Here is a 12,958-nt window from a genome sequence, read left to right as displayed (position 1 = left end):
TAACCGGGTTTTTAATTTAGTCTGCTAAGTTAATAGGTTTTATTGAAAAATAGTTCCGTTTTATCAATCCTTTAACATCTTCAGGAGATCTTCATCTGAAATGATGGGAATCTTCAGCTTGTTGGCCTTCTCCAACTTAGAAGGTCCCATGTTATCGCCAGCTAACAGATAGCTCAGCTTTCCGGAAATTCCGCTGAGCATTTTGCCGCCGTTCATCTCAATTAGGTTGGATAACTCCTCCCGGCTAAACCGCTCAAACACTCCTGAGATGACGAAAGTCTTCCCGGTCAGCTTATCGCTGGAAAGAATTATCTCGTGCTCCTGCCGGACAAACTGAAGCCCACTATCCCGTAATCGATTGATCTGATCAATATGTCGCTGGTCCTGGAAATAGAGTTGAATACTCTCAGCAATGCGTCCGCCGATTTCGTCTGCGGCAATCAGTTCATCATAGCTGGCATTCATAATGCTGTCGATGTTTTTAAAGTGCATGGTGAGCTTTCTGGCGACCGTCTCACCGACATAACGGATACCTAGTCCGAAAAGTACTTTCTCGAATGGCATCTGTTTTGATTTTTCAATGCCTTCGAGCATGTTGCTGATTGACTTTTCGCCAAAACGCTCAAGTTCACGCAACTGATCGGGCTTCTGATAAAGAAGGTAAAGGTCGCTAATATGCTCGATCAGCCCTTTTCGATATAGAAGTTCTATAGTTTCGTTGCCGATGCCGTCTATGTTCATCGCCTTGCGACTACAGAAGTGCTGGATCTTGCCAACGATCTGTGGCGGACATGCTTCGTCGTTCGGGCAGTAGAATGCCGCTTCTCCTTCTTTTCGGATCAGGTTACTCCCACACTCAGGACAGATCTCAGGATACACGATCTTAGCACTTCCTTCTTTCCGTTTCAGCGTATTCACCGAGGTAATCTTTGGAATGATCTCGCCGCCTTTTTCGACGAAGACAGTGTCGCCCTCATGAAGGTCGAGACGCTCTATCTCATTTGCATTGTGCAAGGTTGCGCGCTTAACGGTCGTTCCCGCAAGCAACACCGGTTTGAGGTTTGCTACGGGGGTTACAGCACCGGTACGACCTACCTGATAGGTCACATGTCTGAGCTCTGTTTCAACTTCCTGCGCCTTATATTTATAAGAGATGGCCCATCTTGGAGATTTGGCGGTGAACCCGAGTTCTTCCTGCTGGGCATAGCTGTTCACCTTCAGTACAATTCCATCAATGTCGTAGCTCAGCGTGTAACGCTCGTTTTCCCAATAATGGATGAACTCAATTACATCGTCAATACTGTTGCATAACCTGTTATGTTCACATACGTGGAAACCCCATTTGCCCGCAGCTTCCAGACTCTCCCAATGAGTCCGGAATAGACGTTTGTCGGTATATAAGAAGTACAGGAAACAATCCAAGGGTCGCCTGGCGACCTCAGCAGAATCTCTTAACTTGAGAGTGCCCGAGGCAAAGTTGCGGGGATTTGCATAAGGAACTTCGCCGTTATTTATGCGCTCGTTATTTAGACGTTCAAATGCAGCCCTGTGCATAAATACTTCCCCCCGAATCTCGAAAGCATCCGGGTAACCTTCAGACTTTAAGTGATGCGGAATGCGCTTAATAGTTTTGACGTTGGACGTAACGTCATCTCCCTGGGTTCCGTCACCACGCGTTACGGCTCTTACGAGTTTACCGTCTTCGTATGTCAGGCTGATGGATAACCCGTCGAATTTTAATTCGCAAACGTATTGGAAGTCGGTGCCGATAGCTTTCTTGATGCGATCGTCGAAGTCGCGCAGGTCTTGCTCATTATACGTGTTTCCTAATGAGAGCATAGCCCATTTATGCTTGACCGTTTTGAACTCCTTTGTCACCTCTCCGCCTACCCGCTGGGTCGGGGAGTAGGGGTCCTGCAACTCCGGATTTTCCTTTTCAAGCTGCTCGAGTTCCTTGAGCTTTTGATCGAACTCTAAATCGGTTATGGTGGGTTGGGCAAGGACATAATAATTGTAATTATGCTGATTAAGCTCAGCTGTAAGGGCGTCTATGCGGCTTTTGATATCAGAAATTGACATAAAGCGAAGATAGGTATTTTGAATTATTTACTGACGTACGGCTCCAGGCGGAGTTCGATCTGATCGAAAATAGAGATGAAGTCATCTTTCAATACCTCGAGGTAAGCAGTAAGGATGCCGGCAACCCGGAACTTTTCTTCGTCTGTGAAAGGCCGGGGCCAGATACGCTGACAGATCTTCCCGATAGCGAACATGATGTCCTTCGGTTTACGGTAACTTTCGAGATATTTCGAGCGTATGAAATCTTCTAGAAAGTTAAAAAAGATGGACGATTCGGGGATGTTGTTTAACAGCAAAAACTTGCTTAGGACATCTTCATCTGTGCTCTCAAGCTGAGTATAGAAGCGCGAGGAGTCGAGGCTTAGCTCGGTAAGGAGAAGGCTGTCGAGCATGAGCTCAAGGGCTATATGTGCTACAAACGAAGGCCTGACGTCTGAATGGAGAAGATGGGGTACTATCTGCAGGCGTAATGTCGAGGTATGCCTGCTGAAAAATTCGGAAGAGTGAAAGTAGCGGTCAACTTCCAGATGCCGTTTCCAGCCTTCAAGAAGGCCTCTCTGCAAATCATCGTGGAAAAAAAGATGCTCATTTTTCTCGGGTCGTAAATTCCATTCTTTATTGGCATTTTTAAGCAGATCAGGCAATACGATACCCATAATCCGGTATGGATTCTCTTCTTCTCTGTCAAAATAAAAATGGGAAAGGAAATTCATGGGGTGGAGGTGATGACCAATTGCTACAATATAATAAGATTTATTGATTCAGGAAAGCAGGAGCTCATTAAGTCGCAGAATTTCTATCTTTGCGACTTTAAACAAACGAAATGAATTTTATAGAAGAACTCAGATGGAGAGGCATGTTACATGATATGATGCCTGGAACAGAGGAAGAACTGAATAAAGGCATGGCATCAGGGTATATAGGTTTTGATCCCACTGCTGATTCTCTCCATGTGGGACATCTTACACAGATAATGACCCTGATCCACTTTCAGAAAGCGGGACATAAGCCCTTTGCGCTTGTGGGTGGAGCTACAGGAATGGTTGGAGACCCTTCAGGAAAATCAGCTGAGAGAAATCTGCTTTCAGAAGATACACTTAAAAGGAATATTCATGCGCTTGAAACGCAGTTGAAGAAGTTTTTGGATTTCGACTGCGGGGCTAATAGTGCAGAGATGGTCAACAATTATGATTGGTTCAAAAACTTCAACTTCCTCGACTTTATCCGCGACGTTGGAAAGCATATCACGGTGAACTATATGATGGCCAAAGATTCCGTCAAAAAGCGGCTGGAAGGAGATGCTGGTTTGTCATTTACTGAATTTAGTTACCAGCTGATTCAGGGTTATGATTTTTACTGGTTGTGGAAGAACAAAGACTGTAAAGTTCAAATGGGCGGCTCCGACCAATGGGGCAATATTGTCACTGGAACAGAGTTGATACGCCGCATGGGAGGAGGAGGAGCTTTTGCGATGACCACACAGCTCATTAAGAAGGCTGATGGCAACAAGTTCGGAAAAACCGAATCTGGTGCCGTTTGGTTGGATCCTGAAAGAACGTCCCCCTACAAATTTTACCAGTTCTGGCTGAATGCGAGTGATGAGGATGCAAAAAACTGGATCAGGATCTTTTCCTTAAAGTCTAAAGAAGAAATTGAAGCTATCGAAGCAGAGCATGCTACAGCGCCACATATGCGCGCCCTTCAAAAGGCTCTTGCAGCCGAGATCACTATTCGTACACACTCAGAAGAAGCCCTGCAGAAAGCATTAACTACATCTGATTTCCTTTTTGGAAACGGACCGATAGAGTTCCTTTCTCAACTGTCAGAAGCAGAAGTGCTGGAAATATTCGAAGGAATACCGCAGTTTGAAGTTTCAAGAGAAATGCTTGCGGCCGAAGTGAATGTAGTTGATATGCTCGCTGAATACACCGGGATTTTTCCTTCCAAAGGAGAAGCCCGCAAGATGATCCAGGGAGGTGGTTTAGCCATCAACCGCTCCAAGGTTGCCGATGCTGCCAATCTGATACAACTAACAGATCTAATCAGTGATAAATTTATAGTGGTACAAAAAGGAAAGAAGAATTATTTCCTGATCACCGCAGTCTAAAAATACCTACATAATAAGGTGTAGTGTTGGTAATAGATTCTTTCTGTTACCAGCACTGCACCTTTTTTTCTTATTCTAGGCCTGAAAGTGTCTCTTTCATGTAGCGATGACGATTATCGGTCACATCTTGGTATATAGGTGTAGAAGTTAGGCTTTCTTAGTCTGGTCCTGTGCTTTTGGGTGGGGGCTTAAAATAAACAGACCGCCATTTTTTATAATACTTGCACCCCCGACAGTGAATTTTCAACGGACGCGTTAGCTCCAATGTTGAAAAATATTACTGAACCAGTAAATTACATCCTCTGATATCGCTGTTGTCGAATCTTCCTATAATCTCGAAGGAGCCGTCTTCATACTTCCTGCCCAGATCCTGAGTCGCAATGAACGAACACGAATAAACATTTCCCAGATCAATCACGTTGATTCCTCCCGTTGCTCCCGCACTTAAAAGACTAAGCGGGTCATTGATATCGCGTATATTTATCCGCATCCAGGGTGGACACCTGAAGAGCCCCCTTCCCGAAGAGTAGGCCTGGGAAAGAAGTTCCGTCATCCCGTATTCAGAATGGATAGCATCCACCCCGAAGCCCTCGCATAGCTGCTCATGGAGCTCCTCCCGAATCATCTCTCTGCGTTTTCCTTTCATTCCTCCGGTTTCCATCACGATAAGGTCTGGGAAATCCAAAGTATAGTGCTCAACAAAATCGAGCAAGGCATAGGTAACACCAATAAGAATCACTTTGCTCCCCGCATCGCGCAACTTAAGTAAGGTTTGAAATAACTCGTCATGATTGTATAAGAAGTAGCCACTTTTCGGATTGCCAGTTCGTTGAATCAGATCTTCAACCATATAGATTAAAGACGAGCCGTCGCGCTCCAGATAAGAAGGCAGGAGTGCGAGGATTACCAGATCCCGGACATCACCGTAGAAGAGTTCGAAGGCCTTACGGAAACTTTCTTCGTAGACAGATAAATCGAGTACTTCGTGCTTACTCTGGACCATCCCTGTAGTTCCAGAACTGCTGAACGTTTTTGCGGGGGAATCTGTACCGCAAATTATCCTGTGATTTTTGAAGAACTCCACAGGCATATAGGGGATGTCGCTGATATGGGTAACTAATTCAGGATCTTTTCTTAACCCTTTTACGAAACTTGCGTATACAGGATTATGAGTTACCTGAAATCTGAACACATCAATCGCCCGATTATTAAAGTTTTCTTCTGAGTAGTTCAGAAATAGCGGTTTTGAAAAAACATGTTCCACGGCGCAAAGGTAACAACATTTAAAGTTCAATTTTCTATATTTACCCCCAAACACTTTCATCAGGGCAACAGAATTACATAATGGAAGAAAAAGAAAAGCAATCATTGCCGGAGATCAGCATTGAGCAATTGGAGGAAGGCGTACAGCATGTCAACAATCCGATAATAGGTTTAAAGCCCATTGAAAAGCGATACCTGCAGTCTGTAAAAGAATTCAAGCAGGTTAACAACAGCTTTTATTTTACAGACGGCGAGTCGACGGTTGAAGTTATGGTCCTGAGTGACGAGATTATCCGCGTCCGCATGGCTCCTCAAGGTACATTCCTGGAAGACTTCTCCTACGCAGTTCCCAAGCTAGTGAATACAGCCACGGTATTCTCATTTTCAGAAACAGACGAAGATTACCGTGTGGAAACCAATACGGTCTCCTGTATCATCACCAAGAAGCATTTCCTGATATCGTTTGCCGATAACCAGCAGAATATTATCAACGAAGACCTTTCTGCCATGCACTGGGAAGAGAACGTCGACTTTGGAGGCTACTATGTATATTGTACCAAGAAAGGTCATCCCGGCGAGGGCTATTTCGGATTAGGAGATAAGCCAACCACATTTAACATGCGTGGCAGACGCTTCCAGAACTGGAATACAGATACTTATTCATTCTCACGGGATCAGGATCCCCTGTACAGATCCATTCCTTTTTACATAGGTCTGAAGGATACAACGGCTTACGGAATCTTTTTCGATAACTCTTACAGAACTTACTTCGACTTCGGTCAGGAAGACCAAGACAAGACCAGCTTTTGGGCAGAGGGCGGAGAATTATTGTACTACTATATCCACGGTCCTCATATGATGGACGTGGTTAAAAGATATCATACCCTTACAGGAACACACCCTATGCCGCCCCAATGGGCACTCGGTTATCAGCAATGCCGCTGGAGCTACTATCCTGAAAGCAAGGTTAAAAAACTCGCCCAAACATTCCGCGACAAAAAGATCCCCTGTGACGCCCTGTACCTTGACATCGATTACATGGATGGTTACAGATGCTTCACCTGGAACAAGAAATATTTTCCTGATCCCAAGAAGATGGTCAAGGAGCTATCTGACGATGGATTTAAAACGGTAGTGATTATTGACCCGGGAATCAAGGTCGACGAAAACTATTGGGTGTACAAAGAAGGGAAAGACAACAAGTACTTCTGCCGCAGAAGCGACGATTACTTCATGGAAGGCCACGTATGGCCGGGCCGATGTCAGTTTCCTGACTTTACCAATCCCGAGGTACGCGAGTGGTGGGGAGGTCTTTTCAAGGGCCTTGTCGACACAGGCGTAGCCGGCATTTGGAATGATATGAATGAACCTGCTGTATTCGGTTCGGGAACTTTCCCTGACGATGTCAGACACCAGTATGATGGACACCGTGGTTCACATCGAAAGGCACATAACGTCTATGGTATGCAGATGGTACGTGCAACCTACGACGGCTTGAAGAAACTATATAAAAACAAGCGTCCCCTCACGATCACCCGTGCAGGCTATGCAGGCGTTCAGCGTTATTCATCTGTCTGGACAGGTGATAATCTCGCTTCATGGGACCACCTGAAGCTTGCACTGCTCCAATGCATGAGGCTTTCTTTATCTGGTGTGTCCTTCTGCGGAACCGATATCGGTGGTTTCACCGGAGAACCCGACGGAGAACTCTTCACCAGATGGATCCAGTTAGGCGTATTCACTCCGTTTATGCGCGCCCATTCCGCCGGCGATACAAGGGAAAGAGAGCCCTGGAGCTATGGGGAAGAATTTGAAGCTATCAACCGTAAGTTCATTGAACTCCGGTATAAGTTGATGCCTTATATCTATTCGACCTTCTGGGAGCACCACAAATACGGCTTTCCCATCTTAAGGCCAGTGGTAATGCTGGAGCAGGATAAGATGGAGAACAGAGCGCGGGAAGAAGAGTTCACATTTGGGGACAAGATCCTTATATCACCAATTCTGCATCCCGGACAAACCTCTAAGACCGTTTATCTTCCTGAAGGAAAATGGTACAACTACTGGACTTACGAGACCTACGAAGGAGGTGCTGAGCACACTGCGCATGCAGCGCTCGACAGTATGCCGATCTTCGTTAAAGCCGGGTCTGTCATACCCGAATGGCCGGTAATGCAATACGTGGGCGAGGTAGATCTCGAAGAAATTAAGTTCCAGATTTATCACTCACCTTATGAAGTGAATTCCTTCTATTACGAAGATCATGGCGATACATTCGCTTATGAACAGGAAATTTATACAGAGAAGAAGTTCGTTGTCAAAGGAGATGACCATAGCCTTACCGTTCGGCAATTCTCCGAAGGTTTATACACCCCTCGTTACGAAACGTATGATCTTAAGTTAATTGGCCTCCCGTTCCTTCCAACGCGTGTTATTATTGACGGAAAGGAACAGAACGTTGAGCTTGAGTTTGATGCACTAAAGCGCGTACGTATTAAAGCAAACAAAAACTTTAAAGAAATACAGGTGTTAAGTTAACCTACTCAAACCATATAATGAAAACCAGGAAAAAAAGTTTAACTCCTATATCGACCCCCGTTATTGCTTATTCGCGTTTTACAGACTACGACATTCACCTTTTTAAAGCCGGTAAACATTATAAGCTCTATGACAAGCTGGGCTCGCATGTAGTCACGACCGAAGATGGCCAGTCTGGCACCTACTTCGCTGTCTGGGCTCCCAATGCGCTTGGTGTGTCGGTCATAGGAAACTTCAATGGTTGGAATAGAGAGTCTCATCAGCTTTCCAGCAGGTGGGATAGTTCCGGTATATGGGAAGGATTTATACCCGGTATCGCTGCAGGAGAGGTGTACAAGTATCTCATCAAATCAAACACTGGTGAGGTTCTTGAGAAAGCCGATCCATACGCATTGAGGTGGGAGGAACCGCCGCATACTGCAAGCATTGTATGGGATACCTGGTTTGAATGGACAGATGCGGAGTGGATGGACTCCCGCTTCAAGAACAACAGTCTGAACAGGCCATGGTCTGTTTACGAAGTACACCTGGGATCATGGAAGAGAAGTCCTGAAGCTCCCGAGAAATTCCTCGGCTATCGCCTGATGGCGGATGAACTGGTGCCCTATATCAAGGAAATGGGCTTTACGCATGTGGAGTTTATGCCTTTGATGGAACATCCTTACTATCCTTCGTGGGGATACCAGATCACCGGGTTCTTCGCAGCATCTTCACGATATGGTACGCCGCAGGATCTGATGTACCTCATCGAACAGTTGCACCTCAACGGGATCGGTGTTGTGCTCGACTGGGTGCCGTCTCACTTTCCCGGAGATATGCACGGCTTGTACAAATTTGATGGCACCAATCTTTACGAGCACGCCAATGATAAAGAGGGTTTCCACCCCGACTGGAAGTCGTACATCTTCAACTACGGAAGGAATGAAGTTCGTTCTTTCCTGATAAGCAACGCCCTCTTCTGGCTTGACCGGTACCACGTCGATGGCCTTCGCGTTGATGCCGTAGCGTCCATGCTATACAGAGATTACTCCCGTAAAGAAGGAGAGTGGATCCCCAACGAGTTTGGAGGAAGAGAAAATCTGGAAGCCATCAGCTTTCTCAAAGAACTGAATATAGCGGTGTATGGGCAGTTTCCCGACGTGCAGACTATTGCCGAGGAATCTACCGCATTTCCAGGGGTAAGTAAGCCCGTATTCAGCGATGGATTAGGCTTCGGTATGAAGTGGATGATGGGATGGATGAACGATACACTTTCCTACTTTCAGCAAGATCCGATCCATAGGAGATATTTCCATGGCCAAATTACTTTCAGTACGGTTTATGCCTTTACGGAGAACTTCATGATGCCCCTGTCGCATGACGAGGTGGTGCATGGTAAAAAATCCTTGGTATATAAAATGCCCGGTGACGAGTGGCAGAAGTTTGCCAACCTGCGTTTGATGTACAGCTATATGTTCACCCATCCCGGCACCAAGTTACTCTTCATGGGCAACGAATTTGGACAAACGTCAGAATGGAATTTTGAACAATCGCTTGACTGGCATCTGCTCGCCTATAAGCCTCACCAGGGAATAAAGCAGCTTGTTAAGAATCTGAATACACTTTATACGACAGAAGGCGCCCTATATCAAAAAAACTTTGAATGGGAAGGCTTCCGATGGATAGAGGCGGGAGATGCAGAGAATTCTGTTCTGGCTTACTGCAGAAAGGGAGACGTAAACGACGAGAAACTTGTAATTGTGCTTAATATGACACCCGTTCCACGCTATAACTACCGCATTGGTTTACCTATGCACGGAGACTGGGAGATTATATTCAATTCAGACGAAGTCCAGTATTACGGCAGCGGCTTCGAGCTTAACTACAACATTACAACCCAACAGCTACCCTGGCAAGGAAAAGAGCAATCCGTTACGCTCAATCTTCCTCCGCTTTCAGCACTTGTGCTGAAACGCTTTAACAGACAATCAAAATTCTGGTAGAAGCCAGAAATAGAAAGCATAAAAAAAGAGCTTTGCAGTCTGCAAAGCTCTTTTTTTATGCTTAAGAGATATTAAGCTTTACCAACTAATTGAACAAGATCAATCAGTTTGTTTGAATATCCCCATTCGTTATCGTACCAAGATACAACTTTCACAAAGTTGTCATTCAAAGCGATACCTGCTTTAGCATCAAAGATGGAAGTTCTAGGATCAGTTAAGAAATCCTGAGAAACCACGTCATCTTCCGTATAGCCCAGGATGCCTTTCAGTTCACCTTCAGAAGCTTCCTTCATAGCCGCCTTGATGTCTTCGTAAGAAGCAGGTTTCTCCAAACGAACTACTAAGTCAACCACAGAAACGTCAGGAACCGGTACGCGGAAAGACATACCAGTCAACTTTCCTTTTAAAGCAGGGATAACCAAAGCTACCGCTTTAGCAGCACCTGTAGAAGAAGGGATGATGTTCTGGTAAGCACCACGTCCACCTCTCCAATCCTTAGCAGAAGGACCATCAACCGTTTTCTGAGTAGCAGTAACCGCGTGGATCGTACTCATCAGACCTTCGATGATTCCGAATTTATCATTTAATACCTTAGCGATAGGAGCAAGGCAGTTTGTTGTACAAGAAGCGTTAGAAACAATGTTCTGATCAGCTTTCAACTCTTTATGGTTAACGCCTAATACGAAAGTAGGGGTGTCATCCTTTGCAGGTGCAGACATAACCACCTTCTTAGCACCTGCAGTGATGTGCTTTCCTGCAGACTCCTGAGTAAGGAATAAACCAGTGGACTCGATAACTACCTCAGCACCTACTTCATCCCATTTCAGGTTAGCAGGATCTTTCTCAGCGGTAACACGGATCGTTTTTCCGTTAACAACCAGGTTGCCGTCTTTAACCTCAACAGTACCATTGAAACGACCGTGAGTTGAATCGTATTTAAGCATGTAAGCCATGTAATCAGGCTCCACAAGGTCATTAATACCAACAACTTCAATATCGCTGCGGTCTACAGCGGCTCTGAATGCTAAACGACCGATGCGGCCGAATCCGTTAATTCCAACTTTCATGTTAATTAATTTTTATTCGTGTAATAATTCAATATATTATAAATCGGTCGTTTAATAACCGACGCTATATTCAGGTTGTGCTCTCCGGCAATCTGGCTCAGTGTAGACTGGAAGCCGTCAGCAACCGGACCGGTAAAATGTAGTGGTACGCCCGGATATTTGTCTGTAAGTGGTATCACGTACGTGTTGAAATAAATATTTAAACCCGTTTGTACCAAGTTCTTAACATACGGCTGGTCAAAGTGTTCTATTAAAAAATCAGTATACGAACTCAGGAAAAGAACCGGACTTGTCTGCTTGTAAATTTTATCCAGAATTTGCTTCCTGTCAGGATTGTACCGTAACACAAAGATACTTTCAAATTCTTTAGGCATTGTCCCCGTAAAGTAATCACGTAACAAATTCCTGCCAAGCCAGTTCGACGAACCCTCGTCGGCGAGGATATAACCCATACCGAAGTTATTCTCCTTGATTTTCTTACCGTCAAAGTAAGCTACGTTCGAACCGCTGCCAAGGATACCCACTATGCCCGGCTGATCACCGCAGGTTGCCAAAGCCGATGCCTTCAGATCATGGTTGATCGAAATTCTGGCCTTGGTAAAGAACTTACTGAACGAAGAGGCTACTACCTGCTGGCGTTCCCTTGAAGATGCTCCTGCACCAAAAAAATAGATACGCCGGATTTCTTCCGCATAGGATATCAGCTGATGGTTCTTGGCCAGAATGGCGCTTATGGCTTTCTCGTCGTTAAAAAAGGGGTTAATTCCAGGAGTTTTCACGTCGCAAACTATCCTTCCCTTTTCGGCAAGCTTCCAGTCTGCATTTCTCGATCCGCTATAAACTACTGCAATCATATTCTCTATTATATTGACAGGATGGCGGCCATTTCAACAAGATCGTCTTCCAGTTTGTAAGAGTGATTATTAATCGCCTCCTGAATGTCAGTAAGCTTGATTTCGTTTCCACGAAGGCCAACCATTTTTCTGGTCTCACCAGCAACCAGGGCTTTTACAGCTGCATATCCCAGTCTGCAGGCCAGCACACGGTCAAAACTGCTTGGAGTTCCGCCTCTTTGAAGATGCCCAAGGATAGTAACCTTGATATCATAGAAGTTAAACTTCTCCTTCACGCGCTTAGCGACGTTGTATGCGCCGCCGTTCTTATCACCCTCCGCAATAATGACGATACTGGAACTTTTATTGCTCAGAGCGCCTGCCTCGAGCTTGGTGATCAGGTCGTCAATCGCTGTTTCTTTTTCCGGCAGCAGGATCGCCTCAGCACCACCCGCAACGCCCGAGTGCAGCGCTATGCAGCCTGAGTCACGGCCCATTACCTCAACGAAGAACAGTCTGTCATGAGAGGCCGCAGTATCGCGGATCTTGTCAATCGCCTCCAAAACGGTATTGGTAGCTGTATCGTATCCCAAAGTAAAGTCAGAGCCATACAGGTCATTATCGATCGTTCCCGGAATACCTATTACAGGAATATCATATTCTCTCGACAGCACTTCAGCACCTGTAAACGTACCGTCGCCACCGATAGCAACAATCGCATCTATACCCTCTTCTTTTAAATTTTTATATGCTTTCGCCCTTCCTTCAGGAGTTCTGAATTCCGCACAACGGGCAGTTTTTAAAACCGTTCCCCCTAGCTGTATGATATTTCGTACCGAACGGGCATCCATGTTGATGAACTTCTTTTCGATCATTCCCTGATAACCCTGATGAATGCCAACCACTTCCATGCCATGGAAGATGCCAGTACGTACTACAGCGCGAATGCAGGCATTCATGCCGGGAGCATCACCACCAGAAGTAAAAACACCTATTTTTTTTATGCTGGACATTTTATTTTTGTTTTATTTGGCTAATATACTGTGTGGGACTTACACTAAGAGAATTTTTAGGAATTTTTTCCACTTT

At 45.3% G+C, this 12,958-nt stretch carries 9 protein-coding genes; 3 read left to right on the top strand and 6 right to left on the bottom strand.

Annotated features, from left to right (window positions below):
- Positions 1 to 63: 63 nt before the first annotated feature.
- Both ligA and ACKI5J_RS15225 read right to left on the bottom strand, forming a co-directional pair.
- The gene (gene ligA / locus ACKI5J_RS15230) at positions 64 to 2,079 is read right to left on the bottom strand and encodes an NAD-dependent DNA ligase LigA (RefSeq protein ID WP_407430340.1); all 2,016 of its coding nucleotides are present in this window, start codon (positions 2,077 to 2,079) and stop codon (positions 64 to 66) included.
- 23 nt (positions 2,080 to 2,102) lie between these two features.
- A complete protein-coding gene (locus ACKI5J_RS15225; protein ID WP_407430339.1) occupies positions 2,103 to 2,792 on the bottom strand; it encodes a hypothetical protein in 690 nt (229 codons plus the stop codon).
- A gap of 110 nt (positions 2,793 to 2,902) precedes the next feature.
- Here ACKI5J_RS15225 and tyrS point away from each other — a divergent pair, with 110 nt between their 5' ends.
- Positions 2,903 to 4,186, top strand: coding sequence for a tyrosine--tRNA ligase (gene tyrS / locus ACKI5J_RS15220; protein ID WP_407430338.1), 1,284 nt, complete (start codon positions 2,903 to 2,905; stop codon positions 4,184 to 4,186).
- 277 nt (positions 4,187 to 4,463) lie between these two features.
- On the opposite strand, the gene ACKI5J_RS15215 is transcribed toward tyrS, so the two are convergent.
- A complete protein-coding gene (locus tag ACKI5J_RS15215; protein WP_407430337.1) occupies positions 4,464 to 5,450 on the bottom strand; it encodes an acyl transferase in 987 nt (328 codons plus the stop codon).
- 80 nt (positions 5,451 to 5,530) lie between these two features.
- Between ACKI5J_RS15215 and ACKI5J_RS15210 the strand changes: the two genes are divergently transcribed.
- Entirely contained in the window at positions 5,531 to 7,987 is a 2,457-nt protein-coding gene (locus ACKI5J_RS15210) for a glycoside hydrolase family 31 protein (RefSeq protein WP_407430336.1), read from the top strand.
- 17 nt (positions 7,988 to 8,004) lie between these two features.
- Entirely contained in the window at positions 8,005 to 9,969 is a 1,965-nt protein-coding gene (glgB, locus tag ACKI5J_RS15205; protein WP_407430335.1) for a 1,4-alpha-glucan branching protein GlgB, read from the top strand.
- A gap of 71 nt (positions 9,970 to 10,040) precedes the next feature.
- On the opposite strand, the gene gap is transcribed toward glgB, so the two are convergent.
- From gap to pfkA, 3 genes are read right to left on the bottom strand one after another with little or no spacing between them, the layout of a single operon-like run.
- Complete coding sequence (gap, locus tag ACKI5J_RS15200) at positions 10,041 to 11,036, bottom strand: type I glyceraldehyde-3-phosphate dehydrogenase (RefSeq protein WP_407430334.1); 996 nt, start codon at positions 11,034 to 11,036, stop codon at positions 10,041 to 10,043.
- 5 nt (positions 11,037 to 11,041) lie between these two features.
- Entirely contained in the window at positions 11,042 to 11,890 is an 849-nt protein-coding gene (locus ACKI5J_RS15195) for a hypothetical protein (protein ID WP_407430333.1), read from the bottom strand.
- An 8-nt stretch (positions 11,891 to 11,898) separates the two neighbouring features.
- Positions 11,899 to 12,882 carry a 6-phosphofructokinase gene (gene pfkA, locus ACKI5J_RS15190; RefSeq protein WP_407430332.1) on the bottom strand — a complete coding sequence of 328 codons (984 nt, stop codon included), beginning with the start codon at positions 12,880 to 12,882 and terminating at the stop codon, positions 11,899 to 11,901.
- Positions 12,883 to 12,958: the final 76 nt, after the last annotated feature.

This window comes from Arcticibacter sp. (assembly GCF_045629565.1).
Classification (GTDB): Bacteria; Bacteroidota; Bacteroidia; order Sphingobacteriales; family Sphingobacteriaceae; genus Arcticibacter.
This window is presented reverse-complemented; position numbering and strand designations above follow the sequence as displayed.

What these genes read in the sequence shown, in the direction of transcription:
- ACKI5J_RS15195 (WP_407430333.1), bottom strand. Translation starts at nt 11,890, where the DNA reads ATGATTGCAGTAGTTTATAGCGGATCGAGAAATGCAGACTGGAAGCTT.
- glgB (WP_407430335.1), top strand. Translation starts at nt 8,005, where the DNA reads ATGAAAACCAGGAAAAAAAGTTTAACTCCTATATCGACCCCCGTTATT.
- ACKI5J_RS15225 (WP_407430339.1), bottom strand. Translation starts at nt 2,792, where the DNA reads ATGAATTTCCTTTCCCATTTTTATTTTGACAGAGAAGAAGAGAATCCA.
- tyrS (WP_407430338.1), top strand. Translation starts at nt 2,903, where the DNA reads ATGAATTTTATAGAAGAACTCAGATGGAGAGGCATGTTACATGATATG.
- ACKI5J_RS15210 (WP_407430336.1), top strand. Translation starts at nt 5,531, where the DNA reads ATGGAAGAAAAAGAAAAGCAATCATTGCCGGAGATCAGCATTGAGCAA.
- ligA (WP_407430340.1), bottom strand. Translation starts at nt 2,079, where the DNA reads ATGTCAATTTCTGATATCAAAAGCCGCATAGACGCCCTTACAGCTGAG.
- pfkA (WP_407430332.1), bottom strand. Translation starts at nt 12,882, where the DNA reads ATGTCCAGCATAAAAAAAATAGGTGTTTTTACTTCTGGTGGTGATGCT.
- gap (WP_407430334.1), bottom strand. Translation starts at nt 11,036, where the DNA reads ATGAAAGTTGGAATTAACGGATTCGGCCGCATCGGTCGTTTAGCATTC.